This window comes from Streptomyces sp. NPDC054757 (assembly GCF_053612185.1).
Genome location: NZ_JBSHBW010000001.1, coordinates 541,097 through 566,818, shown reverse-complemented (window position 1 = coordinate 566,818; position 25,722 = coordinate 541,097). Strand labels below are relative to the sequence as shown.

Below are 25,722 nucleotides of genomic sequence, written 5' to 3'. Positions count from 1 at the left end.
ACCCAGAGGAACGCAGAAGACATGGCGCTCATCGCCCTCGCCGCAGACAAGGGTTCGCCCGGAGTCACCACGGCCGCCCTCGCCCTCGCCGCCGTCTGGCCCCGGCGGGCGCTGCTCGCCGAAGCCGACCCGGCCGGCGGAGACCTCGTCTACCGCACCACCGCCTCCAACGGCGGCCCGCTCAACCCGAACACCGGCCTGCTCTCCATCGCCGCCGCCGCCCGCCGGGGGCTCGCCGCCGACCAGCTCTGGGACCACGCCCAGCCGATGGCCGGCGGCCTTGAGCTGCTCGTCGGCATCGGCTCCGCCGAGCAGGCCGCCGGGCTTGCCGGTGTCTGGCCCACCCTCGGACACGCCTTCTCCACCCTCGGCGACTCACCGCACGCGCCCGCCGACGTGATAGCCGACTGCGGCCGGATCGCCGGGGGTTCGCCCGCCGTCGACCTGCTGCCGCACGCCGGTCTGGTCCTGCTTGTCGCGCGTACGGAACCGGAGCACATCGCCCGCGTACGGGACCGGGCCGCCGCCCTCGCCCACCAGCTGCACGGCGGACAGCGCGGGATGTCGCAGCTCGCCACCCCGCTCATCGGCGTTCTGCTCGTCGTCGATTCGAGCGCGTCCGGAAAGATCGCCCACCAGGTCAACGACATGCTCGTCGCCGCGCAGACCGGCGCCCGGGTACTCGGCACCCTCGCCCACGACACCTCCGGCGCGGCGCTGCTCTCCGGGCGCGGCCGGGGCCGGCTCGACAAGTCGCTGCTGATCCGCAGCGCCCGCAAGGTCGCCGCCGATGTCTACCAGCAGTTCGGCGCGGCCTGGTCGCAGCCGGGTGCCGGGGCCGGTCGATGAGCGACGCCGTCGACCACAGCCTGGTCAAGCGGTACCGGCAGGAGGCCGGCGACCGGATCGCCGAGCAGCGCCGTATCGACCAGGTCAGCAACACGCCGCCGATGTCCGGGGAGGACGAGCGGCAGTACGCGCGCGCCGTCATCGCCCAGATACTGGAGGAGTACGCGCGCGCGGAGATCAACGCCGGGCGTACCCCCTTCGACGCGGAGACCGAGGAGCAGTACGCGGCGGCCGTGCACGCGGCGCTCTTCGGGGTCGGGCGCCTCCAGCCGCTGCTCGACGACCCCGAGGTCGAGAACATCGACATCAACGGCTGCGACCAGGTCTTCGTCGGTTACGCCGACGGGCGCGAGGCCCGTGTCGACCCGGTGGCCGACACCGACGAGGAACTCGTCGAGCTCATCCAGGTGCTCGGCGCCTACTCGGGGCTCTCCTCGCGCCCCTTCGACTCCGCCAACCCCCAGCTCGACCTGCGGCTCCCCGACGGCTCACGGCTCTCCGCCGTCATGGAGGTGGCCCGCAGGCCCGCCCTCTCCATCCGCCGCGCCCGGATGGGCAAGGTCTTCATGGCGGACCTCGTCGGCAACGGCACGCTCACCCCGGAACTGGCCCACTTCCTCGCCTGCGCCGTACGCGCCCGTAAGAACATCATGATCGCGGGCGCCACCAACGCGGGCAAGACCACACTCCTGCGGGCCCTCGCCAACGAGATCCCGCCGGTCGAACGGCTCGTCACAGTGGAGCGCGCCCTGGAGCTGGGGCTCGACCAGTTCCCCGAACTCCACCCCAACGTAGTGGCGTTCGAGGAGCGGCTGCCCAACTCCGAGGGGCTCGGCCAGATCTCGATGGGCGAGCTGGTCCGCCGGTCGCTCCGTATGAACCCCTCGCGCGTCATCGTCGGTGAGGTGCTCGGCGACGAGATCGTCACCATGCTCAACGCGATGTCGCAGGGCAACGACGGCTCGCTCTCCACGATCCACGCCAACAGCTCCAGCGAGGTCTTCAACCGTATTTCCACCTACGCGCTCCAGGCCAACGAGCGGCTGCCCATCGAGGCCAGCCAGATGCTCATCGCCGGAGCCGTCAACTTCGTCGTCTTCGTGCAGCGCCGCAACAACTTCGAGAGCGGCGGGCGCCTGCAGCGTGCCGTCACCTCGGTCCGTGAGGTCAACGGCGTCGACGGCCGCGTCCTCTCCAGTGAGGTCTTCGCCGAGACGCCCGACGGGCGTGTGGTGCCGCACGCCCCGGTGGCGTGCCTCGACGACCTCGCCGTACACGGCTACCGCCCCTCAGGGGCCTGGGGGTGAAGGAGACCGTATGAATGGCATCTCCTCGTTGGGCGGGTTCTTCGATCCGCAGCTGCTGTACGCACTGGGGTGCGGGATCGCGGCGGGCGGCGGCCTCGCGCTGCTGATCCTCGCGATCCGCGGCTTCGAGCCCAAACCCGGCCATGTGAAGGCGGAGCGCGGCGAACGCGCCCGCGACATGCTCCAGTTCGTCGGCCGACGCGGTTCCATCGCCGTCGGTGTCGGCCTGGTGGTGCTGCTGCTGACCCGCTGGGCCGTGGCCGGGGTCGCCGCCGGGCTGCTCGTCTTCTTCTGGGACCGCCTCTTCGGCGGCGCCGCCCAGGAGAAGATCGCCATGCGTCGGGTGGAGGCGCTCGCGGGCTGGACCGAGTCGCTGCGTGACACCATCGCGGGGGCGGTCGGCCTCGAACAGGCCATCCCCGCATCCGCGCGCGCCGCGGCCCCGGCCCTGCGCCCGCACCTCGACGCGCTGGTCGACCGGTTGCGCGCCCGGATGCCGCTGCCGGAGGCGCTCCAGTTCCTCGCCGACGAGATCAACGACGCGTCGGCCGACATCATCGTGGCCGCGCTCATCCTCAACGCCAAGCTGCGCGGCCCCGGCCTGCGCCAGGTGCTCGGCGCGCTCTCCAAGTCGGCGCGCGAGGAGATCGACATGCGGCACCGGGTGATGGCGCAGCGTTCATCGACCCGGCGCAGTGTGCAGATCGTGGTCGTGGTCTCGGTGGCGTTCGTCCTGGGACTGGCTGTGTTCAACCGGGACTTCGTCTCCCCGTACGGCTCGACGATGGGCCAGCTGGTGCTGGCGGGTGTGTGCGGCCTGTTCGCGCTGGGCTTCTGGTGGCTGCGGAAGCTGTCGGTGATCGAGACGCCGGAGCGCTTCCTGGTCCGCGCGGAGCCGGAGGTCCGGTTCGTACGGCCCGAGGCGTCGCAGCAGCAGCCGGGCGGACAGCACGGCGGTCAGCAGGGTCAGCAGGGGCCGTACGGTCAGCCCGGTGGCGGTCAGCAGGGTCAGCACGGGCAGTACGGTGCCGGCCAGCAGGGTCAGTACGGAGCGCCCCAGGCGGGCGCGCCCCAGGGCGGTCCGTACCCGGGCAGTGCGCACCCCGGTGGTCAGCAGCCGCCGCAGACCTCGCCGTTCAACCATGGCCAGGGGGCGCCGCGATGATCGACATTCTCACCGCACCGGTACTGATCGGGGCCGTCCTCGGCCTCGGTGTCTTCGTCCTCGTCCGGGCCCTGTCCCGTACGAAGCGCTCCGCGGTCTCGCAGGTGCAGCGCATCGACGCGCTGCGGGCGGCCGGTTCCGGGTACGAGCGGCCGGGCGACCACGAGACCCACGACGGCCGGCTCGGATCGCTGCGGGCCCGGGTCGGGGTACGGATCGCCGACCTCTACTTCCAGCAGGGCTGGGAGCAGCGCTCGCTCCGCTCCGACCTGGCGGTCCTCGACCGCGGCTGGGAAGGGTTCCTGGCGACCAAGGTGCTGCTCGGAGTGGTCGGGCTGGTCTTCGGCCCGATGCTCTTCGCCATCGTCGTGGTGATCGGCTTCAGCAGGAGCCCGATCATCCCGGTCTGGCTCGCGCTCGTCTGCGGTCTGCTCTTCTTCTTCCTGCCGGATCTCGAAGTGCGCCGGGACGCGGCGGACAAGCGCAAGGACCTGCGCCGCGTCATCGGGGCGTATCTGGACCTGGTCTCGATGAACCTGGCAGGCGGGCGCGGTCTGCCCGAGGCGCTGATGGCCGCGGCCGAGGTCAGCGACGGCTGGGCGCTGCGCCGGATCCGTAACGCGCTCGCGGACGCCCGGATCACCGGCACCAGCCAGTGGCTCGCGCTCGGCAGGCTCGGTGAGGATCTGGGTATCGAGGAACTGAAGGACCTGTCGTCGTCGCTGGCGCTCGTCGCCGACGACGGGGCGAAGGTACGAGAGTCGCTGGCCTCCAGGGCCGAGACGATGCGCCACCGCGAAATGGCCGAGATCGAGGGGGCGGCGGGTGAGAAGTCGCAGTCGATGCTTGTCGCACAGCTGCTCCTCTGCGCCGGCTTCCTGGTCTTCCTCATCTATCCGGCCGCGATGCGCGTCTTCCAGGTCTGATCCCGCTTCCCCTTCTCTTGAGAGGATTTCATCCCATGTTCGGACGCCGCTTCAGTCACCCGACTGTCGACTTTCTGATGACGTTCCTGCAGGCACGCGTCGAGCGCGCCCGCTCCGATGAGACCGACCGCGGCGCGTCAGCCGTGGAGTGGGTCATCATCTCGGCGGTCGTCGTCGCGATCGTCGGCGTGGTCGCCGCGATCATCAACTCCGCGCTGAGCGACGGCGCCAACAAGGTCGGCGACTGCATCAAGGGAGCGAGCGCGAGCGGCACCTGCTGAGGCGCGGGGCCGCCCGGGATCCTGCCGGGCCTGCTCCCGCGTCCCCTGTTCATTCCCGAGTCCGGTCGATCGGACGAGTCACTGAGTCGGTGCTGGTGCGTCAGAGGATCAGAGCGTTCGTACGCCGCAGGGTGGAGGCAGCCTCCGCCCGCGGCGACTCCGGCATGACCGCGATCGAGTTCGTCTTCCTCACGCCGGTCCTGTTCTTCATGATCTTCGCGACGGTGCAGTTCGCGCTGTACTTCTTCGCCGACCATGTGGCCCAGGCGGCGGCGCAGGCCGGTGCGCGCAAGGCGCGGGCCGAGGCGGACGAGAACCCCGGCGGCTGGCGCGGGGACGCGGGCGACGTCGTACAGAGCTATATCCACCAGCTCGGCTCGAAGCTGGTGCTGGGCCCGGACGTGACGATGCTCCAGCCGGACCAGGACACGGTCGGCGTGGAGATCACCGCGAAGGTCCCCAATGTCTTCCCGGGCCTGGGCCTCACGGTGCACGCGCAGTCGCGGGGGCCCGTCGAGCGGTTCGTACGGGACTGATGAGAGGCCAACGGGTGGCGGGGCGTAAGGCGTTCTTGGGTACGGGGAGTGGCCGTACGGGCAGGTGTGCGCGGTGTGTGCCGCGTGCGCCCCGTGTGCCCCGTGCGATACGGACCTGGCTGGACCGCACGGGCGCCGCCGGGGCCGACCGGGGCCTGTCCACCATCGAGGTGGTCATCCTCGCCCCCGTCATGATCCTCTTCATTCTGGTGCTGGTGGGCTTCGGGCAGCTGGTCGAGGGCCGCGGCGCCGTGGACAGCGCCGCGCGTGACGCCGCCCGCGCCGGCTCGATCCAGAAGGACGGCGGCGTCGCGATGTCCGAGGCGCGCAGGGCAGCCGAGGCGGACCTCACCGATGTCTGCTCCGGCCCGGTGTCCGTCACGGCCAAGGGATTCGTCAAGGGCGGCTTCTTCACCGTCGACGTGAGCTGCCGGATCCGTGGTCTGGCCATGCTCGGCCTGGACATCCCCACCACCCTCAGCGGGCACTCCACCTCGCCGATCGACCCGTACCGGAGGACGCAGTGAACGCGCTCACCGGAGCAGCGAACGCGCAGACGGGGGCAGCGAACACCCTGACCGGATGGATCGATACCCGCAAGGCCCGCCTGGACGACCGGGGTTCGGGCGCGGCGGCCGTCATCATCTTCGCGTTCCTGTTCCTGGCCCTGGCCGCGTTCGTGGTGGACGGCGGCCTGTCCATCTCGCAGCGGGAACGGGCCGCGGACATCGCGGAGCAGGCCGCACGGTACGCGGCCCAGGACATCGACCGGGAGTCCCTGTACGGCAACCATGGCGGCCCCGCGCCGATCAACTACCAGAACTGCGACGCACGGGTGCACGCCTTCGCGGTCGAGATGGGCATGTCCGCCCGGGACATCGGCGCCTCGCACTGCACGGCGGCCAACACACAGCGGGTCGAGGTGACCGTGCAGCTGACGTACGAGCCGGTGCTGACGGGCCTGTTCTACAGCCACTCGATCACCGTGCACGGGTCTTCGGTCGCCGAGTCGGTCACGGGTTGACGGTGACGCGTTCACCGGGTTCCCGGTGCAGATGGAAAGGCACACACTCTCATGCATGACACAACCCCCTCACGTCTCGCGCGCCGCGGGGCCGGCGCGGCGGCGGTCGCGGTCGCGGCTGCGCTGGTGCTGTCGGCCTGCGGCGGCGGTCATTCGTCGTCCTCCGGCAAGGCGGGCAAGAACGACAAGATCGCTGGGGCGGACACGGGGGCGACGGCGGCCCCCTCCGCTTCGGCTTCCCCGGACGGGATCGAGCGGCCGAAGGTCGTGCTGCCGAAGGGCGTGAGCAACGTCTTCGAGGGCGGTAAGACCGGGGATCCGAAGCAGGACGCGATCCTCGCCGACAACGCGCGGAGCCTCGACGCGATCAACGCTGCGATCACCACTGATGACAAGAAGCTGCTACCGGCGGTGCGGTTCTACAACAAGGGCGATGCCCTTACCTCGGCGCTCTCCTACATCCAGGGGTTCTATGACGACGGCAGGTCCTACGTGGGAACTGCTCGTTACTACAACCGGAAGGTCACCCCTCTGAAGGACGGAGCCGTGGCGGTGACCTACTGCCAGGACGCGACGAAGACGTACCCGAAGAACCGCAAGACCGGCAAGGTGAGCCACCCCGCGGCCTCGTCGGGGGACTACACCTTCTTCAACGAGCGTCTGGAGAAGAACGACAAGGGCGTCTGGCAGTCCGCCAATGTGATCTCGGGTGAGGGGGGCAAGAAGTGCGCCTGACGCGCCGGGCCGGTTCGAGATACCTGTTGGTCCCGGGGCTGGCGCTGACCCTTTTGTCCGTGCCCACTTCCGCGTTTGCCAGCGGCGGGCTCGGAGGTAGGGGCGACCAGCGCGCCCACTCCGCGGGCGGCTCGGCCAACGGCAAGATCACCGTACACACGCGCATCCGGACCACCACCAACGGCAGTCCCGGCACCGCGAAGACCGGCTCGCTCTCCTCCACGGACAGCAACTGGACTCCGCCCGCGTGCTGGTACGAGCCGGCCTTCTCACCGAAGGAGATCCAGGCCACCGTCAAGTCCTGGCGAAAGGTGGGCTTCTTCGGTATCGGCGACATCGTGGGTGGCTTCCTCGACAGTTACTACAAGGACGGCAAGTACAAGAACTACAACCTTGACCAGCAGGGCAAGGGAATGTTCTGGGCGGCCGCCATCAATCCGAAGCGCAAGGACGACCCCCAGGCAAACTCCTGCGACAAACCGCCGTTCTGGGTCCCGAACAACACAACCCCCGACGAGCCCCTCGCCGTCAGCCCGAAGGTGCTCGCCGAGTACGCCTATGACGAACTCCCCGTCCCCGACACACAGATCGAGGCCGCCCCGGCGGGAAAGTCCACGGTCAACCTGCCCACCTGGGTCTGGCTGGACAAGGCCCGCTTCAAGCCGGTCTCTGTGACCGCCTCACTGCCTGGGACCGGGCTCTCCGCGACCACGACCGCCACCCCTGCCGCGCTCCGCCTGGACCCGGGCACGGCCGATGCGGAGGTCCACCCGGCGGGCGGCGACTGTCCACTCAACGCGGACAAGTCCATCGGTACCCCGTACATCCGGGGCTCCGCCGACCGAACGCCGCCCTGCGGGGTGACGTACCTGCGCTCGTCGGGCGGAGGGACGTATCCACTGCGGGCGACGCTCACCTGGAAGATCACCTGGACCAGCACCACGGGAGAGGGCGACACGCTGCCCGATGGAACCTACGGGGACACGAAGGACGTCGCCGTCCAGGAGATCCTGTCGGTCAACCGCTGAATACCCGTGCCACCCGAGGAGAGAAGCGAGCGATGCCGTTCGGAAGGCAGCGGCGGCCCCCCGAGCCGCCCGTCGAGCCGATGCCCTGGGAAAGCATCGGCTGGTTCGTGGTCAGCGATGTGGAACAGCCGGCCACGTTCCGCCGTAAAGCGGTGACCGGACCGCGGGCGATACGTGTGCGGTCGGTCGACGGGCCCGTACGGTGCTTCGCGCCTGCCGTGCTTGTCGTCCAGCCTGACCCGGAGACCAAGGCGTACGACCTCTACGCGGCCCGGGATCCCCGTCAGCCGATCTGCGCGCTCGCGTCCATGACCGGCGGGAAGGGCGGCGAGCAGTACCGGGTGGCGGACGGAGCGGGGCAGGAGATCGGCACCGTGCACCGTACTGTCGCCGCGAAGCGCACGATCCAGCACACCTGGTGGCTGCGGCAGCCCGGTCACCCGGATGTCGTGGCCCGCTACCACTGGGCCAAGGGCAGTGCCAAGGAGGTTGCGTCGCGGGGCAAGGCGGCTGTGGCGCGGCAGGCGGGGAGCCTTGCCGAAAGCGTCGTGGATTCCTTGATCTTCGGTGGTGACGACAGCGGCGGCCAGAGCGGCAACCACATCCGCAAGCCGGTGACCTGGCGGGCGGGCGAGGACGAAGTGGCCCTCACGTCGGATCACACGGACCGCGGGGTCAACACCTATATGCCGAAGGCCGGCTGGCTGGACCTGCGACTGGTGTTCGCGCTGGCGGTGCTGCGGGAGGGCTGACCGTACGCGGGCAGGTTGCCGTCGTCGGCGGGCAGCGGCTGTCCGTCTGCTTCTCCCGGGCCTCTTCATGTCGTGCCCGAGGTCTGGCCCGTACGGGACAACTGGCGCCGTTCGTGTCAGCGCCGTGCCTGCGCCCCCGCCCGCTCCAGCGCCGCCCGGAGCTTCTCCGGGTGGCGGGTGGGGGCCGACCAGACCGGATGGAACGTGAACTGCTGTGGAGCCGATGTCCTGAACCAGTACCGCCTCGTGTCCGGGGGCTGGAACTCCGGCACAGCAGCCGCGGAGAGATCGACGGCGAAGACGAGAGCGGCGCGCGTGTAGGGGGCCGTCAGCGGGCCCACCAGAACGGTTCCGGCAGCGGCCGATGAGCGGTTCGCCCCCACACTCCTGCCCAGCCTGGCGAGCTTCCGGATTTCCTGGCGCTCCGTGACCACTTCGACCTGCTGGAGCGCGTGCCAGGGACAGAAGTACACCTGCCGCCGCCGCGCTCTGACCCGAGGCAGCTTGTCTCCTTGCTTGCGGCCTTGCCCGTGCTCGCGCGTCCGCCTGCGCGCGGCCTGACTGAGGCCGCCGATCCAGATACCTGCCTGGTCGACGCGGATACCGATCGGCCAGACCTGGCCCAGGTACAGGCCGCCAAGAGTCATGGACCCGAACCAGCCCACGATCACTCCGGGGATGTACACCGAGGGGTTGTCGGTCAGCAGCAGAGCAACGAACGAGCCGATCAGCAGCAGGGGCCAGAAGAAGCCGTGGAACACCAGTGGTGGGCGGAGTCCGGAGCGCTCCTCGGTGTAGTAGGCAGGCTCGTGCATCTCAGGCAGGTTCATGCGGTGCGTCCAGCGAACAGATCGGTCAGGAGGCGGCCGAGCGCTTGATCGTCACAGTCGGTCGTGGTCGGCGCTGTACCGACCCCTTCGTGCTCCACGCGCAGCCCGGATGAGCCAACCCGTACTGCGATACGGTCGCGTGCGGGGCCCGAGCCCTTGTCCGGCTGATACACATCGATCACCCTGGGCAGGCGGCGGCCGAGCTTGCGAGCCGGGGCCCTGCCGACCCAGCGCAGCAGGGAGCTGACGGCTTCCTCCGGGCTGATCAGCGCGTACTCGTAGGCCGGGCCGAATCGCGACACGTGGTTCCCGGTGGCCACCTCGGCCAGCACGGCCCGCAGCCCACGGCCTTCGTCGGCGATTCCGTACAGCCGCATACGCTCGGGCTCGCCCATGGGGCCCTCGCGGCGGAGGACGACGAACGCGGGCCGGCCCCGGCCGGCCAGGATCATCGCGAGCAGCGGACGAACCGGAAGGTCCACGTTCTCGGCGATGGGGCCGGCAGCACCGGACTCAGGCTCATCGAGCAGACCGCGGTGGACCAGGAACTTCAGCGCCATGGCCGAGAGCCCGATCCGCTCCGCGTCCAGCATGTCGGACCACCAGGAGCGGGCGTCCTCGTCAACGAGCGTGGCCTGCATGGCTCCGAGTACGTACAGCTCGGCTGCCGACAGAGCGGGCAGCTGGACCGCACCGTCCTGCTCGACCTGGTCCAGCAACGCTTGCGAAGCTTCGACATCTGCTTGTCGGGGGTCACCCGTCATGTGGTGCTGCCTCCATCGGCTGCTCAGAGAAAACTGGTGACCGCATGCCAGGTGCTCTTGGCCGCTGACGCCACGGCGTGACCGGTGGCGTTGCACACGTTCTTGAACGGCTTCCAGTGGTGGTAGAGGTAGGTGCCGCCCAGATAGAGGCCGGTGCCGACCATGACGGCTTCGCCCACGACCGGTACGGCGTCCACGACCTGGAGAGCGGCGAGCGTGTCCCAGGTGGCGAGACCGGCGTTGACACCGGCCGCTCCGCGGTCCACCCAGCCCATCGCGCCCTTGTCCTCGGGCTTCCACATGGTGTAGAAGTCGCCCGCGATGGCCAGACCGTTCAGCCCCACGGTCGCCCCGCGCAGCCACGGAAGCCGCGCCGCTTCCCCGAGGCCGGCCAGCTTCGTGCCCTCGTTCCACTTGCCGATCGCTTCCCAGTCCTTGGCGAAGTCGTCGATCGCCTGGGCGAGATCGGCCTCGGTGGCCGCCCCGCTGCTCATGGCGTTCATGATCGGCCGGGCCATCTTCGGGAAGTCGGCCTCCATCAGTTCCGGGATCCGGGCCGCGAACTGCTCAGCGGTCGTGACGCTCTCCTCCGCGCCCTCCGCGCCGCTCATCAGCTTGAGCAGCACCATGTCGGCGTACGGGGCAGGTACGGCGTGCAGACGCTCGTCCCATTTCCGCAGTTCGCCCTCGGGGCCGAAGAGCTTCTCCCAGAGCCCCGGGTTCTCCTCCTTCAACTCCTCGCCCGCCTTCGCCACCTGCTCCTTGAGCTGCTTGGCGGAGAGGGTGTCAGGACAGGTCCTGGCGAGCGTCGTCTCCGCGTGGCTCAGCGCGGTCGCACACGCACCCGCGGCGCGGTTCAGGTCGGAACTCGCGTCGCTGACCTTCTGGCCGAGTGCTTTGGTGGACCGGCCCGGGGCAGAGGACGCATGGTGCGAGGCGTGGGAGTGGTTGTCGGCGCTGGTGTTGGCGCCCTTCACCGCCTTCTGTGCGGTCTCCAGCGCCCCGGCGTAGGTATGCAGTGCGTCGTACGCGGCGCCTGCCGCCGCATGGACTGCCTTGAAACGCGGATACACGCCTTCGGCCGCCGTCCGGTACTGCTTGGACAGTGGGCCCGACCAGCCCTTGAGTACGGCTTCCACATGCCGCTGGAACGTCGTCAGCAGTGCGGAATGGTCATGGGCCAGCGATTTGAACCGGCCGGCGGCGGTCCGCAGTGTCTCTGGATTCCCGGCCGGAACGGTGTACGTGGGAGGCGTCATCTGCCGCCTCCGCCCGCCTTCTTGAGGTTGGCGGCGGTCGTCCGGGCGACATCGCCGAGATCACTGACGGAGGTTCCGGTATCGTCGGCTGCCTTCGCGATTGCACCGGCCAGCGAGCTGATCGCGGTGGCCACCCGGTGGTCCCCGGCGGCGCCGGCTGCCTGCTTGCCGGCCGCCGCGCCGGCCTTGGAATGGCTGTTGGCCGAGGTAACGACCGCTTTCATGGATGAAGCCGACGCCTGTATGTGCTCGGCGTCACCACCCCGGTACCCCACTGCTTCCCCCCACCCCGTTTTCTCTGCCCGGTCCCGGCTGATCCGTCCCAGCCCCGGCTCCGGCATCCGACGGTGCTCGGCGGGCCAGGCCCAGTCAACGCCGGAAGAGGCGCATCGCCCACTCTTGGCCGGGCGGTGAGGGGAACTTTGCAATCGTGTGGCCTGGGGAAAAGAGTGGGGCGGGGAGAGCCACTTGCCGGCCGCCGGTGGATGGTCCTGACCTAAGGCCCGCCCGGCGCTTGCCGCCCGGGTGAGCGGGTGAGCAGGGCCCCTCAGCGGTTGATCGTCTGGATCTCCTGAACGTTCATGTCCTGGGTGGTCTGGAAGGTCCCGTCGGGCAGGTCGCCGCCCGCGCCCCCCGTGCCCTGCCAGCTGATCTTCCAGGTGATCGACGCCTTGAGCTGGTACGGCTGCCCGTCCGTCGCATGCAGGTAGTTGATGCCGCAGGGCGGGTTCTGGTTGGCGTCGCCCGCCTTGTACGGCGTGCCGATGGAGCCGTCCTTGTGGAAGGTGCAGGTGCCCGATGCGGGGAAGGTGTCCGCGTCGTCCGTTCCGGGGTCCAGGTGGAGGCTCACTGGCTTCGCGGTGGTCTCGGCCCAGAGCCCGGTGTTGGGGAGCTCGGCGCGGACGACCACGTCCTTGAAGGTGCCCTTGTCCAGCCAGACCCAGGTGGGTAGGTTCACGGTGGACTTGGTCTGCGGCTTCAGCTCGATCTTGGTCTCGGGGACCTTGACCTTGTTGTACGCGTACTCGGCGAGCATCTTCGGGGTGGGCGCGTGCGGGATCTTCGGGACCTGGCCTGGGGGCTGCCAGAACATGATGCGGCCGCACTGCCAGGAATCGGGGTCGGATTCGTCGGGCGCCACGCTCCGCCAGAAATAGCCGCCCTTGCCGATGTTGTAGTTCTTGTATCCGTCGGCCATCGAGTTGGGGTCGTCGAAGTTGGCCTCGGGTTTGCCGTCCTTGTAGTGGTCGGTCCAGAGGGTCTTGCCGTACCACGACTCGTGAATTCCGACATCGCCCGCGCCGTCCGTCTTGTCGACGAACGCCTTGAGCGCCTCGGGTGTGAAGACGGGCTCGTACCAGCACGCCGGAGGCTTCCAATTGGGGTCGACCGCACCCAGACTGCCCCTTTTTCCGCTTCCGCCGCCGCCCTTGGGGTAGCTGAGGCGGATTTGGGAGTGGGTGGCGGAGGCGCTGACGTTGCCCTGGTCGTCCGAGTCGCCCTTCGTGCCACCTCCCCCGATAGCGAGGGCCGGTCCGGAGGAGAGTGCAACCGCAGTCAGCGAGACCACGGCGAGCGCCGTCATCCTGCGCTGGGAGTTCACGACGGGCAGCCTCCCCTCTTGGAATTGGTGGACACGGTCTGCCATACGCCTTGTGAGCTTTTCTGCATGGTGGCCGTGTAGTACACCTTGGGATTCGTGCCTGCCGGATTCCCCTCGACCTTTCCTGTCTTGCGGTCCTTTGTGTATGCCTTGCTCTCGTCCATGCAGTAGCTGAGGACCGCTCGTGTCTTGTTGCCGCCGAGCATGCTCGCCTTGGCGTCGTATACCGGCGCCTTGCCGATGAGGGTCAGGTTCTTGCCCGTGTAGGTCTTGATCCACTTCTGGTCCTGGGAAAGACCGGCCGCAGTGTCGTAGAACTTGAGGTAGTCGGCATCGGGGGCGTTGGCGATGATGGCCGCGTATCCGGCCCGTACCTGTTCCCTGCCGTCGTTGAGAACGGCCTGCTCTTCGGAGTCGCCGCTGTTCCAGCCCTGGAAGTCCAGCTGGAAAGCGTGCGGAATCGTGATCTCCGGCCGCGCCGCACCCGGCGCCGCAGAGGTGGACGCCGAAGCGGACGGGCTCTTCGTCCCCTCGTCCGCTCCCTTGATCTTGTCCTTGGAGGCGTCACTGCTGCTGCCCCCGCAAGCGGTCAGCAGCAGGGCCGCACTGACGGTGAGTGCGGCGGCGATGGTTGGAGTGCGGCGGGCCACGAGATGTTCTCCCCCGGTTGATCGGCAGCAGGTCGGCAGTCCGGACTGCAAACCCGCAGGGAAATCGAAGCTACCAGCCGGGTGTAAAGGGCAGCAGGGGGCGTTCGGCGGATTCCGTGCCAGGTACGGGAGGCGTGACCCGGTCGTGGCGAATCCGTCGTGGGGCGGAGGTTTCACGCGTTCCGCGGGGCCGTGTGCATGTGCGACGCGGCTCGGGGAGAATCCCGCGTATGACCAAGGTTCTGATCACCGGCGGTGCCGGATTCATCGGCAGTACCGTCGCTTCCGCCCTCATCGAACAGGGCATCACCCCGGTCATCCTCGATGACCTTTCCAAGGGGCGCCGGGAGTTCGTACACGGCCGTGACTTCTACCAGGGCGACATCGCCGACCAGGCCCTGCTTGACAAGGTGTTCGCCGACCATCCCGACATCGACGCGACCCTGCACTGCGCCGCCAGGATCGTCGTCCCGGAGTCGGTCGAGCGGCCGCTGCACTACTACCGGGAGAACGTCGCCAAGACCGTCGACCTCCTTGAGGCCCTCCAGCGCAATGGCTGCGGTCGCGTCGTCTTCAGCAGCTCCGCCTCCATCTACGCGCCCACCGCCGACGCCCGGGTTGACGAGAGCTGCCCGGTGGCCGCTTCGAGCCCCTACGCCCGTACCAAGCAGATGATGGAGCAGGTGCTCCAGGACTGGACGGTCGCGGCCCCCGTACGAGTCATCGCGTTGCGGTACTTCAACCCGGTCGGGGCCGACCCCCAGCTGCGTACGGGGTTGCAGGACCTGCACCCGACCCACGCGCTGGGAAAGCTCATCGAGGCGTACACGGAGGGGACGCCGTTCACCGTGACCGGCGTGGACTGGGCCACCCGGGACGGCAGCGGTATCCGTGACTACATCCATGTCTGGGATCTCGCCCGCGCGCATGTCGCGGCCCTCACACGCTTCGACGAGGTCGTCGGGCCCGCGGCCGACGACCGGTACCGGGTCATCAACGTCGGCACCGGACTGGGCACCACCGTGCGGGAACTCGTCACGGCCTTCGAGGAGGCCGTGGGGGAGACCCTCGACGTCCGGGAGGCGGGTCCGCGCCCAGGGGACGTGATCGGCTGTTACACCGCAAGCGACCGGGCCCGTGAACTCCTGGGCTGGGAAGCGCACAAGAGCATGGTGGAAGGTGTACGGGACGCACTGGCGTGGCGGGCGAAGTGGGCTGCCCAGGTGGCCGGTTGAGCAGGTGGCGGTCGGTTGACCGTTCCACCGGTTGACGGGACGATGCCGGGCGGTGGGCTTCGCGCGGCGGGGATGTGGTGCGCGACGCGGGGAACCAGGCACGAACGCAGGAACGGGGAGAGCGTGAACTTGAATGTGAACAACACCGTGTCGGACGCCCAGGCGTCGGACGCCGCCCTCGCATCGGGCACTGACGCGTCCGGTACCGCCGCATCGGGCGCCGGCGCCTGGATGCTCGGTGACCGGAGCGTGAACCGGATAGGTCTGGGCACCATGCGCCTCACCGGCAGCTCGGCCTTCGACCTCGGAGAGCCCGGGGACCGCGACGTATCGGTCCGGGTGCTCCGCCGCGCCGTCGAACTCGGCGTCAACCACATCGACACCGCCTCGTTCTACTTCTCACGGCTGCGCTCGGCCAACGAGCTGCTCAACACCGCCCTGTCCCCGTACCCGGATGACCTGGTCATCGTCACCAAGGTCGGACCCGGCCGCGACCCCTCGGGCGAGTGGTACGAGGCCACGCCCGAGCAGCTGCGCGGCCAGGTGGAGGAGAACCTGCGCCAGCTTGGCCGCGACCACCTCGACGTGGTCAACTTCCGCCGGATGTCCGAGGACTCGATCGCCGAGCACTTCGGCGCGCTCGCCGACCTCCGTGACGCCGGGCTGATCCGGCACCTCGGGATCTCCAGCGTCAGGCCGGAGCATCTGGCCGAGGCGCAGGCCATCGCGCCGGTGGTGTGCGTACAGAACCAGTTCAGCCTCGATGTCCGGAGGAACGGCGAACTGCTGCGCCAGTGCGGGGAGCAGGGCATCGCGTTCGTGCCCTTCTTCTCGATCGCCGGGGAGGGGCGTGACGAGGGCGCCGGGGCGAGGGGCGGGGAGAGCACGGCCGTACGTGAGGTCGCCGCGGCCCACGGTGTGTCCGCCGCCCAGGTCCGCCTGGCGTGGACGCTGCGGCAGGGGCGCCATGTCCTGGCGATCCCGGGCACCGGCAACCCCGTACATCTGGAGGAGAACGTGGCGGCGGGGGCGCTGCACCTCACCAGTGAGGACATGGATCTGCTGCAGACCGCCGGGGGCTGAGAGGGGCCAGGGGGCGGGGCCGGTCCCGTGACGGGCTCCGCCCGGTCTGCGGTACGCAATCGGGGCAAGCGTCAACGGTTCTGTCATTTCGGGCACGTTGTGTCCTCCGGGCCCCTGTCTGGCCTTCGAAACCCTCCGTACCATCTCGATAGGCTCGCCGAGTACCGCGCAGTACGTACCGAGCACCCAAGCACCAAGCACCCAAGCACCAAGCACCCAAGCACCAAGCACCCCGACGATCCCGAACCCGCTCCCTCCCCACAGGAAACCCGCCATGGCGCGCAATACTCCCGGTTCGACGGGCCCGACCAACCGGACGCCCCAGCCTCTGCCCCGCCAACGGACCGCGGGTGACTTCGCCAAGGCGTTCTTCGCGTTTCTCGCCCTCGCGGGGCTGCTGCTCGCCGTGCCGCTGGCCCTGTCCACGCAGGGCTGGCCGCTGCCGCACGGCATGCCGTCCTTCGACATGGTGCAGCAGCAGATCACCGTCGATACGTTCGTGCACATCCTGGTCTGCGTGGTGTGGCTGGCCTGGGCGCAGTTCGCCGCGTGCGTCATCGTCGAGATCAAGGCCGCCGTCTCCGGTGTCGGGATGCCCTCGCACATTCCCGGTGCGGGTCCGAGCCAGTTGCTGGCGCGGCAGCTCATCGCCGCGCTGCTCCTGGTCAGCGCCACCGCCGCGAGCTTCGCGCCGGGTATCTCACAGCTGGGGCAGTCCCTGGAGTCGACGCACAAGCCGACCGTCGCCGCCGCGCAGCAGGCCCCGGGGATCGGGGTCGCGCAGCAGGCGCAGGCAGCGGTGGCCTCGCAGGCCGACGCGCAGGCCCACGCCGAGCAGGCGAACGCGAGGACCGGGGCCGAGGGGGCGACGAAGTTCTACCGGATCAGCCCGCCCGAGGGCCGCCACCACGACTCGCTCTGGGAGATAGCCCAGCGCCACCTCGGGGACGGCCGCAGGTACAAGGAGATCTACCAGCTCAACAAGGACCGGATGCAGCCCGACGGCACCAAGCTGTCCGAGGCGAGTCTGATCCGGCCCGGCTGGATCATGGAGATGCCGGCCGACGCCCACGGCGGCGAGGTCGTGGAGATGCCCGACCAGGCGCCCAAGGTCTCCGAGCAGGTACGCCACCAGATCGACCAGTACGCCAAGTCCGGCAACCACCAGCAGCAGCCCGCGCAGCACCAGGGCGGCAGCCGCGGCGACAGCCCGACGGCGCAGATCTCCGTACCGGAGCAGCGCCTTCCGAACGCGCCCTCGACGGGCAACACGCCCTCGACGGGCAACGCGCCCGGCGCCGGATCGGGCGCCGTCGCCGAGGCCCCTGCGCAGAGCTCCGGGTCAGGGTTCGGCCTCTCCACCGCCCTCATCGGCGCCCCGCTGCTCGCCGCCGGTGTGCTCGGCGCGCTGGGCCGCCGCCGCCGCATGGCGCTGTGGCAGTCGGCGATGACCGCGGTGGCGGGCCGGCGCGGTATGGAGCCGCCGGTCCCGACCGGCGACGAGGCCGATGTGCACGACGCGCTGCTCGTCGGGGCCGACCCCGACGCCGTCCGCTTCCTCGATCTGGCGCTGCGCGGGCTCTCCGCCTCGCTCGGCCGGGAGAGCCGTCCGCTGCCTGTCGTGTACGCGGCGTGGCTCACCGACGACGACCTGCACCTCCAGCTCGCCCAGCCCTCGGGGACCCCGCCCGCGCCCTGGGAGCAGGGCCAGGACCAGACGTTCTGGCGCCTTGAGCGGTCGGCCGTCGCGGCGTACGAGGGGATCGACCCGGACACCGCGGCCGCCCCGTACCCGGGTCTGGTCAGCCTCGGCACCCGGGACGACGCACGGCTGCTGCTGAACCTGGAGGCCGTGCCCGGTCTCGTCGCGCTCACCGGAGCCGACGCCGACCGCGCGGCCGTCCTCTCGTCCGTCGCCGCCGAACTCGCCACCAACGGCTGGTCGGACCGGATGACCGTCACGGTCGTCGGCTTCGGCGCGGAGCTGAGCCCGCTGGCCCCGACCCGGCTGCGCCACCTCGCCTCCGTCGACGAACTCGTCGAGACGCTCGGCGCGGAGGTCGGGCAGCGCCGCAGCGCGCTCGGCGCGGCGGGCCACGACTCGGTCCTCACCGGGCGGACCGGACCCGCCCAGCAGACCCGCTGGGCCCCGCATCTGGTGCTGGTCGCGGACGAGCCCACCGCCGATGAGGCCACCGCGCTCGCCGAACTGACCGCCGACTCCGGCCGGTTGGGCATCGGCTGTCTGATCGGCGCTGGTTCGGATGGTCAACTGCCGGGCGCAACATGGGACTTGCAGATCACGGGTGAGGGGAGGCTGCTCGCGCCGCTGCTCGGTCTCGAACTCGACGCGCAGCTGCTTCCGCAGGCCCAGCACGAAGCGGTCGTACGTCTCTTCGCGGACGCCGACCCGGACGGCGAAGGGCCGGAACCGGCCCGCCCGTTCCTGGTCGACATCACCGAGCAGGGCCGCCCCGCGGTGTACGCGCGGCTGGTCGGCCCGTACGAGATCATCGGCCTGGACGCCCCGGACAGCGAGCGTAGCGCCCTGCTGCACGAAGCGCTCGCGCTGCTCCTGCTGCACCGCGAGGGCGTCCACCCGCGGGTCCTCGCCTCCGCGATGTGGCCGCGGGGAGTCACCCCCGAGGTGTGCGACGCGCTCATCGAGCGGCTGCGGCTCTGGCTCGGCACGGACGAGGACGGCTCGGCCCGGCTCCGTACGGACAGCACCGGGCGGCTCATGCTCGCCCCGTCCGTCGTCTCCGACCTGGACGTGCTCCGCTCGCTGCACCACGAGGCGACCGAGGGCCGGGGCGCACGGCGCGCCTCGGTGCGGGAGCGGCTGCTCACCGACGCGCTCGGGCTGGTACGGGGGCCGCTGCTCGCCGACCGTACGGAGGGCCGCTACACCTGGCTGACCCACGAGATCATCGACACCCAGCTGCCGCTGCTCGTGGCGGACGTGGCGCTGGCCCTGTCGGCGCACCACCTGGAGCAGGAACAGCCGGAGAAGGCGATCGCCGCGCTGCGGGCGGCGGTCTCCGGATCGTCGGCCGACGAGCGGTTGTGGAACGAGATGCTGCGCGCGACACACGCGACGGGCGACGAGGCGCGGCTGCGGGAGCTGGCGGCGGACCTGGTGGTACGGGGCGGGGAGCGGGGGGTGCCGCCGCGTACGGAGGCGCTGCTGGACGAGTTGCTTCCGGGGTGGCGTGGGGGTGTTGCGGCGGCGGGGTGACCTTACGCGTGGCGGGGTGCGGGTGCGGTGGTGCGGGCCTTTCGGGGCTCCGCCCCGGGCCCCGGTCCTCAATCGCCGGACGGGCTTGGTTGTGCCGCCGGTGCCCTCTGGACATGCTTGAGCGCCGTATGTATCCGGACAAAGGGGGCGCAGGATTTCGTGCGGGGCCCTGGCGTAGGCTGGATCGGTCGTCTGTAGCCCCTTGGGAAGGACCCGCCCGGTGACCGAGAACGCCGACCTTACGTCTGTAAATGTCGCAGCCGTCCTCGACCGTGCCGCCGCAGGCGGGCGCATCACCCCCGAGGAAGCGGTCGTGCTGTACCGCGACGCCCCGCTGCACGCGCTGGGCGCGGCGGCCGATGCCGTACGGCGCCGGCGGTATGCCGGGACCGAGCACATCGCCACGTACATCATCGAGCGCAACATCAACTACACGAACCTCTGCGTCACCGCCTGCAAGTTCTGCGCCTTCTACGCGGCCCCGAAGGACACCGAGAAGGGCTGGACGCGCGACCTCGACGACATCCTGCGCCGCTGCGCCGAGACCATCGAGCTCGGTGGCACGCAGATCATGTTCCAGGGCGGGCACCACCCCGACTTCGGTGTGGAGTACTACGAGGAGCACTTCGCGGCGATCAAGAAGGCCTACCCGGAGCTGGTCATCCACTCCCTCGGGGCCTCCGAGGTCGAGCACATGGCGCGTATCTCCAAGGTCTCGGTCGAAGAGGCCGTCTCGCGGATCCACGCGGCCGGGCTCGACTCCTTCGCGGGCGCGGGCGCCGAACTGCTGCCCGCGCGGCCCCGTACGGCCATCGCACCGCTCAAGGAGTCCGGCGAGCGGTGGCTGGAGATCATGGAGGTGGCGCACGGCCTGGGCGTCGAGTCCACGTCGACCATGCTGATGGGCACCGGCGAGACCAACGCCGAGCGCATCGAGCACCTCCGCATGATCCGTGACGTGCAGGACCGGACGGGCGGGTTCCGTGCCTTCATCCCGTACACCTACCAGCCCGAGAACAACCACCTGAAGGGCCGGACGCAGGCCACCCTCTTCGAGTACCTGCGCATGATCGCCATCGCCCGGCTCTTCCTCGACAACGTCGCCCATATCCAGGGCTCCTGGCTGACGACCGGCAAGGAGGTCGGCCAGCTGTCGCTGCACTACGGCGCGGACGACCTCGGCTCGATCATGCTGGAGGAGAACGTCGTCTCGTCGGCCGGTGCCAGGCACCGGTCGAACCGGATGGAGATCATCGACCTCATCCGCAAGGCCGGCCGCGTTCCCGCGCAGCGCGCGACGACGTACGAGCACCTGGTCGTGCACGAGGACCCGGCGAACGACCCGGTCGACGACCGCGTCGTCTCGCACATCTCGTCCACGGCGATCGAGGGCGGCACGGCCCACCCCGAGCTGAAGCTCCTCGACGCCAACTGAGGCCCCGTTGCTGACGCTTCACCGGGCGCGCGCGGACGCGGTCGTCATCGACGGCGACCGTATCGCGGCGCTCGGCCCGTACGAGGAGCTGGAGTCGGTGTACGGGGAGCGGGCCCGGCTGCGCAGCTGGGACGGGGTGCTCACCCCCGGCCGTCACGAGCCGGACGCGCCCGCGCTCCTCGAAGCGGCCTACTGGCCCGACCCCCGCGAGGACCTCGGCCCCGACCCGCTGACCGGCGACGCCCTGGCCGCGCTCGGCATGACCGAGGTCCGCTGGGGTGCGAGCGCCCGGCGCGGCCTGCAACGGCTGCTGGCGGCGGGGACCACGTCGCTCGCCGGCCCCTTCGCCCGCCCGGCGGTCCGCACCGCCGTCGAGCGCTCGGGCCTCACGGTGACCACCGGGACCGGCGCCCCGCGCCCCCTCGCGGTCTCCGGGCGGGCCGACTTCGCGGTGTACGGCGATGACGGGAGCTGTCTCGTGACGTGCGTCGCGGGGCGGATGGTGCACCGGGCGCGGTGACGGCCTACCCGTCAATGGCGCGCTACCGGCTCACGACTTCGGGTGACGGTACCGTCGTACACAGGACCGCATTCCCTCTCTCCGTTCACACTCAGGTCCATGGGAGCAGTCATGGCTATCGCACGCCGGGCGGAACAGGCCACCGAGGACAACTGGATGTTCCCGCCCCCCGCGGGGTGGGTCGTCGAGCAGGTGACGGATCTCGAGCTGCCCTTCGACTGGGAACTCGTGGACGGAGTGATCGTGGCCCGTGGGCAGACAAAGGTGTGGCACAACCGGGTGCGCGACAGCATCGCACGCCGTCTGGAGGACGCACGGGCCGAACCGTACGCCGTCCTCACCGAGCAGTGCGTCCTGGTGGATCCGTACAACGCGCCGCGCCCCGACGTGATCGTCTACGACCCCACCGGGCTGGACGTCTTCGAGCTGGAGTGCATCCCGGTGAGCCGGGTCGCCCTCGCGGTCGAGGTGGTCTCGCCCGAGTCCCGGCAGGACGACCGGGTGCGCAAGCCGGCGCTCTTCGCGGAATCCAAGATCCCGTACTACTGGCGGGTCGAGCTGGGCAAGGACGACGGCCTGAGCATTCACGAGTACTGGCTGCACCACGAGCGGCATGAGTACATCCCCGCGGTCACCCACCCGGTGCACACCAAGCGGCTGGTCACGGACCAGCCGTTCGCCGTCGAGTTCGACGTGTCCGCGCTGCTGGAACTCTGAGCCTTCCCGTGCGCGGCGGCACGCCGTTCTGCCACGCGGGTACGACCCTGTGGCCGCTCTCCATGGGGACGCACGACACAATGGCCGGGTGACCCGAGCATCCCTGGACAAGCAGCCGCACGAAGTCGCCTCGATGTTCGACGACGTGGCGGCGAACTACGACCTCACCAACGACGTGCTGTCCCTCGGGCAGACGCGGCTGTGGCGCAAGGAGGTGGCCCGGGCCGTCGGGGCCCGGCCCGCGCAGAAGATCCTCGATCTGGCCGCCGGGACCGCGACGTCCTCGCTGCCGTTCGCGCAGACCGGTGCGTACGTCGTGCCCTGCGACTTCTCGATCGGCATGCTCCGGGTCGGCAAGGAGCGCCATCCGCACCTCCCGCTGACGGCCGGTGACGCGACGAAACTGCCCTTCCGCGACGGGGTCTTCGACGCCGTGACGATCTCCTTCGGGCTGCGCAACGTCCAGGAGACGGATGCCGCGCTGCGGGAGCTGTACCGGGTCACCAAGCCCGGCGGGCGGGTCGTGATCTGCGAGTTCTCGCAGCCCACCTGGGCGCCGTTCCGTACCGTCTACACCGAGTATCTGATGCGGGCGCTGCCCCCGGTGGCGACCGCCGTCTCGTCCAACCCGGACGCGTACGTCTATCTCGCCGAGTCGATCCGCGCCTGGCCCGACCAGCCCGCGCTCGCCGCCCGCCTCCAGCAGGCAGGCTGGGCGGATGTCGCCTGGCGGAATCTGACCGGCGGCATCGTCGCCCTGCACCGGGGCTTCAAGCGGACCGACTGAGACCGGCGGCAGGCTCAGTCTGTCGACAGGTCCAGCCGGAAGCAGTGGCCCGTCCGCTTCGACACCGGAGTCGTGAAGGTCTCGTGCAGCTCCATGCCGAGCCGCCGGGTCACCGCGACCGACCGGGCGTTCTCGGCGTCGACCATCGCGAACACCTCACCGACACCGGCCGCCCGTACCCGCTCCAGCGTCATACGGGCGGCCGTCGTCACATAGCCGTGGCCCCAGTGGGCCCGCCCGAGCCGCCAGCCGATCTCGACCTGGCCGACCGGGCCGAAGTTCTCGTACGGCCAGGGCTGCGCGCCGGTGAAGCCCAGCACCTCGCCGTCCCCGTCGAGCACCGTCCACAGGCAGAAACCGCGCTCCGCGTCGTGTCTGCGCTGCCGTGCGGTCAACTCCTCGTACTCCGACAACTCCTTCGACGCACCCCCGTGGAACTCCATGACGTCGGGGTCGTCGAACACCCGGTGCCAGGCGTGGGCGTCCTCCTCGGTGGGGACGCGGAGCCGGACGACCGGCGCGGGCTTGTTCACTTCGCAGAACCCTTCAGCTGATCGATCAGGAGGTCCCCATAGACTGCACCTGTCCAGTGCCCCGTGGCACGTGAAATCGAGTCTTCCGGAGTTCCCGCCGTGACCGAGCCCCTCTCCGAGCACACCGCAGATGTGATCGTCGTCGGGGCAGGCCCTGCCGGCTCGACGACCGCGTACTACCTGGCCAAGGCGGGGCTCGACGTCCTGCTCCTGGAGAAGACCGCCTTCCCGCGCGAGAAGGTCTGCGGTGACGGCCTGACGCCGCGCGCCACCAAGCAGCTGGTCTCCATGGGCATCGACATCTCCGAAGAGGCCGGCTGGCTGCGGAACAAGGGCCTGCGGATCATCGGCGGCGGCGTACGCCTCCAGCTGGACTGGCCGGAGCTCGCCTCGTACCCGGACTACGGACTGGTCCGCAAGCGGGACGACTTCGACGAGCAACTGGCGCGCCAGGCACAGAAGGCGGGCGCCCGGCTGCACGAGCGGTGCAACGTCGGCGCCCCGATCACCGACCCCCGTACCGGCCGGATCACCGGCGTCAACGCCAAGATGGGCGAGGAGAAGACCCCGGTCACCTTCCACGCCCCGCTGGTGGTCGCCGCCGACGGCAACTCCACCCGGCTCTCCATCGGCATGGGCCTGCACCGCCGCGACGACCGGCCGATGGGGATCGCGGTCCGTACGTACTTCACCTCGCCGCGTCACGACGACGACTACCTGGAGTCCTGGCTGGAGCTGTGGGACCGGCGCGGTGCCCAGGAGCGGCTGCTCCCCGGGTACGGCTGGATCTTCGGCATGGGCGACGGCACCTCCAACGTCGGCCTCGGCATCCTCGACTCGTCGGCCGCCTTCCGGGAGCTGGACTGGCGTGAGGTGCTGAAGACGTGGTGCGCGTCGATGCCGGAGGACTGGGGATTCGTCCCCGACAACATGACGATGCCGATCCGTGGCGCAGCCCTGCCGATGGCGTTCAACCGGCAGCCGCACTACACCAAGGGCCTGCTGCTCGTGGGCGACGCGGGCGGCATGATCAACCCGTTCAACGGTGAGGGCATCGCGTACGCCATGGAGTCCGGCCAGATCGCGGCCGACGTGATCGTCCAGGCCACGGCGCGGGCGACCCCGGCGCAGCGTGAGATGGCGCTGCACAACTACCCGAAGATCCTCAAGGAGACCTACGGCGGGTACTACACGCTGGGCCGCGCCTTCGTGAAGCTGATCGGCAACCCGAAGGTGATGAAGCTCATCACCGAGCGCGGTCTGACCCACCCGGTGCTGATGAAGTTCACCCTCAAGATGCTGGCGAACCTGACGGATCCGACGGGCGGGGACGCGATGGACCGGATCATCAACGGGCTGTCGAAGGTGGCCCCGAACTCCTGACGGCGGGGCCTGCCGCCTCCGCGGAGCTCCTTCCCCGGCGCCGGGCGCCGGGGAAGGCTCATGCGCGGCGGTGTTCCGTCAGCCGACGGCCTTCCAGTGGTCGTACGCGCTGACCATCTGGTAGGTGCGGTCGGGGCAGTAGAAGGAGCCGGCCGGGGAGTCGTAGGCGGTGTCGGAGTTGTCCGCCGACGCGCGGGTCCAACTGCCGTTGATCCGGACCGTTATGTTGCTGGACTCGAAGGTCTGGCCCGCCATGTCGACACAGGCGTCCGAGCGGCCCGAGCTGCCGACCGAGGAGTACAGCTCGTTGATGTCCCAGCCGGTGTCGCGCCCCGACTGGTTCTGGCCCGACTGGCTGAAGAGGGTGTCCCAGGAGCCGGTCCGGTAGTTGTAGAGCTGCGAGGTCCAGGCGTTGGTGGCGGCGTCGGTCTTGATGACGCGGCCGGTATACGCGCTGGACGAGCCGTCCGTGTAGGTGCTCAGGAAGGTGCTGTCGATGGGCACCGACGCCTCGAAGGCGACGCTGCCGCACCAGTCCCAGGCCGAGACGGAGGGGCCGGACTGCGTGTAGACGGTGACCAGTTCGATGCAGGAGCCGCCCGCCGGGTACATGGTGGGGGTGTAGATCGTCGTGGAGCCGCTCCGGACGTGCAGGGCCGTGGACACCGACTGGGTCGCGCAGGAGCCGTCGCTGCCCGCGATCGCCTTGAAGGACGTGCCCTGGGCCGGGTGGATGTCGGTCGCCAGCGTGCGGTCCGGTGCGCCGCCCCGCAGGGGGCCCTTGTCGGGCAGGCCGGACGCGGGGTAGCCGCGGGCCTCGCGGTGGGGCGTGGTCAGGGCGGCGAGCTGATGGTGCACCTGGGTACGGGAGAGCGCCCCGCCGACCGTACGGCCGGATGCGGCGCCCGCGGACGCGCAGACCGCGGCGGCCTGTTGGTGCGCGGTGGCGGTGGCGGTGGCGGTGTGGCCCGGTACGGGTGCGGCGTCGGCGGTGGCGCTGCCGAGACCGCAGGCCAGGAGCAGCAGAGTGGTGGCGCCGAGCGCGGCTGCCGTGGATGTCAGACGTCTCACGGGGATGCGTT

The 25,722-nt window shown here is 70.0% G+C and carries 27 protein-coding genes; 19 read left to right on the top strand and 8 right to left on the bottom strand.

Annotation, left to right across the window (positions count from 1 at the left end; all coding sequences use genetic code 11):
* Positions 1-21: 21 nt before the first annotated feature.
* From ACWGKJ_RS02595 to ACWGKJ_RS02545, 11 genes are all read left to right on the top strand, one after another.
* Positions 22-849: a hypothetical protein gene (locus ACWGKJ_RS02595; RefSeq protein WP_385018619.1), complete on the top strand. Its 828-nt coding sequence runs from the start codon at positions 22-24 to the stop codon at positions 847-849.
* A complete protein-coding gene (locus ACWGKJ_RS02590; protein WP_385018621.1) occupies positions 846-2,156 on the top strand; it encodes a CpaF family protein in 1,311 nt (436 codons plus the stop codon). The genes ACWGKJ_RS02595 and ACWGKJ_RS02590 overlap by 4 nt, the downstream gene beginning before the upstream one ends.
* Before the next feature lie 10 nt (positions 2,157-2,166).
* The gene (locus ACWGKJ_RS02585; RefSeq protein ID WP_385018623.1) at positions 2,167-3,321 is read left to right on the top strand and encodes a type II secretion system F family protein; all 1,155 of its coding nucleotides are present in this window, start codon (positions 2,167-2,169) and stop codon (positions 3,319-3,321) included.
* Complete coding sequence (locus tag ACWGKJ_RS02580; protein WP_385018625.1) at positions 3,318-4,247, top strand: type II secretion system F family protein; 930 nt, start codon at positions 3,318-3,320, stop codon at positions 4,245-4,247. The genes ACWGKJ_RS02585 and ACWGKJ_RS02580 overlap by 4 nt, the downstream gene beginning before the upstream one ends.
* 35 nt (positions 4,248-4,282) lie before the next feature.
* Positions 4,283-4,528, top strand: a complete 246-nt coding sequence (locus ACWGKJ_RS02575) for a hypothetical protein (RefSeq protein ID WP_385018627.1) — start codon at positions 4,283-4,285, stop codon at positions 4,526-4,528.
* A 164-nt stretch (positions 4,529-4,692) separates the two neighbouring features.
* Entirely contained in the window at positions 4,693-5,064 is a 372-nt protein-coding gene (locus tag ACWGKJ_RS02570; RefSeq protein WP_385018769.1) for a TadE family protein, read from the top strand.
* A gap of 95 nt (positions 5,065-5,159) precedes the next feature.
* Positions 5,160-5,591 carry a TadE/TadG family type IV pilus assembly protein gene (locus ACWGKJ_RS02565; protein ID WP_385018630.1) on the top strand — a complete coding sequence of 144 codons (432 nt, stop codon included), beginning with the start codon at positions 5,160-5,162 and terminating at the stop codon, positions 5,589-5,591.
* A 47-nt stretch (positions 5,592-5,638) separates the two neighbouring features.
* Complete coding sequence (locus ACWGKJ_RS02560) at positions 5,639-6,088, top strand: pilus assembly protein TadG-related protein (protein WP_385018771.1); 450 nt, start codon at positions 5,639-5,641, stop codon at positions 6,086-6,088.
* Positions 6,089-6,139: 51 nt separating this feature from the next.
* The gene (locus ACWGKJ_RS02555) at positions 6,140-6,823 is read left to right on the top strand and encodes a hypothetical protein (protein WP_385018632.1); all 684 of its coding nucleotides are present in this window, start codon (positions 6,140-6,142) and stop codon (positions 6,821-6,823) included.
* 59 nt (positions 6,824-6,882) lie between these two features.
* Positions 6,883-7,851, top strand: coding sequence for a hypothetical protein (locus ACWGKJ_RS02550; protein ID WP_385018634.1), 969 nt, complete (start codon positions 6,883-6,885; stop codon positions 7,849-7,851).
* 32 nt (positions 7,852-7,883) lie between these two features.
* Complete coding sequence (locus ACWGKJ_RS02545) at positions 7,884-8,603, top strand: hypothetical protein (RefSeq protein WP_385018636.1); 720 nt, start codon at positions 7,884-7,886, stop codon at positions 8,601-8,603.
* A gap of 116 nt (positions 8,604-8,719) precedes the next feature.
* On the opposite strand, the gene ACWGKJ_RS02540 is transcribed toward ACWGKJ_RS02545, so the two are convergent.
* From ACWGKJ_RS02540 to ACWGKJ_RS02515, 6 genes are all read right to left on the bottom strand, one after another.
* On the bottom strand, positions 8,720-9,433 hold the full coding sequence (locus tag ACWGKJ_RS02540) for a hypothetical protein (RefSeq protein ID WP_385018638.1): 714 nt from the start codon (positions 9,431-9,433) through the stop codon (positions 8,720-8,722).
* Positions 9,430-10,197, bottom strand: coding sequence for a hypothetical protein (locus ACWGKJ_RS02535; RefSeq protein ID WP_385018640.1), 768 nt, complete (start codon positions 10,195-10,197; stop codon positions 9,430-9,432). The genes ACWGKJ_RS02540 and ACWGKJ_RS02535 overlap by 4 nt, the downstream gene beginning before the upstream one ends.
* 23 nt (positions 10,198-10,220) lie before the next feature.
* A complete protein-coding gene (locus ACWGKJ_RS02530; protein WP_385018642.1) occupies positions 10,221-11,456 on the bottom strand; it encodes a WXG100 family type VII secretion target in 1,236 nt (411 codons plus the stop codon).
* Positions 11,453-11,680: a hypothetical protein gene (locus tag ACWGKJ_RS02525; protein ID WP_385018644.1), complete on the bottom strand. Its 228-nt coding sequence runs from the start codon at positions 11,678-11,680 to the stop codon at positions 11,453-11,455. The genes ACWGKJ_RS02530 and ACWGKJ_RS02525 overlap by 4 nt, the downstream gene beginning before the upstream one ends.
* A 323-nt stretch (positions 11,681-12,003) precedes the next feature.
* Positions 12,004-13,059 (bottom strand): hypothetical protein, encoded by a 1,056-nt coding sequence (locus ACWGKJ_RS02520; RefSeq protein ID WP_385018646.1) that lies wholly within the window; start codon positions 13,057-13,059, stop codon positions 12,004-12,006.
* The gene (locus ACWGKJ_RS02515; protein WP_385018648.1) at positions 13,056-13,709 is read right to left on the bottom strand and encodes a hypothetical protein; all 654 of its coding nucleotides are present in this window, start codon (positions 13,707-13,709) and stop codon (positions 13,056-13,058) included. The genes ACWGKJ_RS02520 and ACWGKJ_RS02515 overlap by 4 nt, the downstream gene beginning before the upstream one ends.
* Before the next feature lie 230 nt (positions 13,710-13,939).
* Between ACWGKJ_RS02515 and galE the strand changes: the two genes are divergently transcribed.
* From galE to ACWGKJ_RS02480, 7 genes are all read left to right on the top strand, one after another.
* On the top strand, positions 13,940-14,944 hold the full coding sequence (gene galE / locus ACWGKJ_RS02510) for a UDP-glucose 4-epimerase GalE (protein ID WP_385018650.1): 1,005 nt from the start codon (positions 13,940-13,942) through the stop codon (positions 14,942-14,944).
* Positions 14,945-15,175: 231 nt separating this feature from the next.
* The gene (locus ACWGKJ_RS02505) at positions 15,176-16,027 is read left to right on the top strand and encodes an aldo/keto reductase (RefSeq protein WP_385018773.1); all 852 of its coding nucleotides are present in this window, start codon (positions 15,176-15,178) and stop codon (positions 16,025-16,027) included.
* A 274-nt stretch (positions 16,028-16,301) separates the two neighbouring features.
* Complete coding sequence (locus tag ACWGKJ_RS02500) at positions 16,302-19,265, top strand: BTAD domain-containing putative transcriptional regulator (protein WP_385018652.1); 2,964 nt, start codon at positions 16,302-16,304, stop codon at positions 19,263-19,265.
* Positions 19,266-19,485: 220 nt separating this feature from the next.
* Positions 19,486-20,700 (top strand): cyclic dehypoxanthinyl futalosine synthase, encoded by a 1,215-nt coding sequence (gene mqnC, locus ACWGKJ_RS02495; protein WP_385018654.1) that lies wholly within the window; start codon positions 19,486-19,488, stop codon positions 20,698-20,700.
* Between the two features lie 7 nt (positions 20,701-20,707).
* Entirely contained in the window at positions 20,708-21,220 is a 513-nt protein-coding gene (locus ACWGKJ_RS02490) for an imidazolonepropionase-like domain-containing protein (protein WP_385018656.1), read from the top strand.
* A gap of 111 nt (positions 21,221-21,331) precedes the next feature.
* The gene (locus tag ACWGKJ_RS02485; RefSeq protein ID WP_385018658.1) at positions 21,332-21,937 is read left to right on the top strand and encodes a Uma2 family endonuclease; all 606 of its coding nucleotides are present in this window, start codon (positions 21,332-21,334) and stop codon (positions 21,935-21,937) included.
* 88 nt (positions 21,938-22,025) lie between these two features.
* A complete protein-coding gene (locus ACWGKJ_RS02480) occupies positions 22,026-22,724 on the top strand; it encodes a demethylmenaquinone methyltransferase (RefSeq protein WP_385018660.1) in 699 nt (232 codons plus the stop codon).
* A gap of 14 nt (positions 22,725-22,738) precedes the next feature.
* Here the strand turns inward: ACWGKJ_RS02480 and ACWGKJ_RS02475 are convergent, their stop codons facing one another.
* Positions 22,739-23,257: a GNAT family N-acetyltransferase gene (locus ACWGKJ_RS02475; protein WP_385018662.1), complete on the bottom strand. Its 519-nt coding sequence runs from the start codon at positions 23,255-23,257 to the stop codon at positions 22,739-22,741.
* A gap of 99 nt (positions 23,258-23,356) precedes the next feature.
* Here ACWGKJ_RS02475 and ACWGKJ_RS02470 point away from each other — a divergent pair, with 99 nt between their 5' ends.
* Complete coding sequence (locus tag ACWGKJ_RS02470; RefSeq protein WP_385018663.1) at positions 23,357-24,640, top strand: geranylgeranyl reductase family protein; 1,284 nt, start codon at positions 23,357-23,359, stop codon at positions 24,638-24,640.
* Between the two features lie 78 nt (positions 24,641-24,718).
* Here ACWGKJ_RS02470 and ACWGKJ_RS02465 read toward each other — a convergent pair whose 3' ends face one another.
* Positions 24,719-25,711 (bottom strand): hypothetical protein, encoded by a 993-nt coding sequence (locus ACWGKJ_RS02465; protein WP_385018665.1) that lies wholly within the window; start codon positions 25,709-25,711, stop codon positions 24,719-24,721.
* Positions 25,712-25,722: the final 11 nt, after the last annotated feature.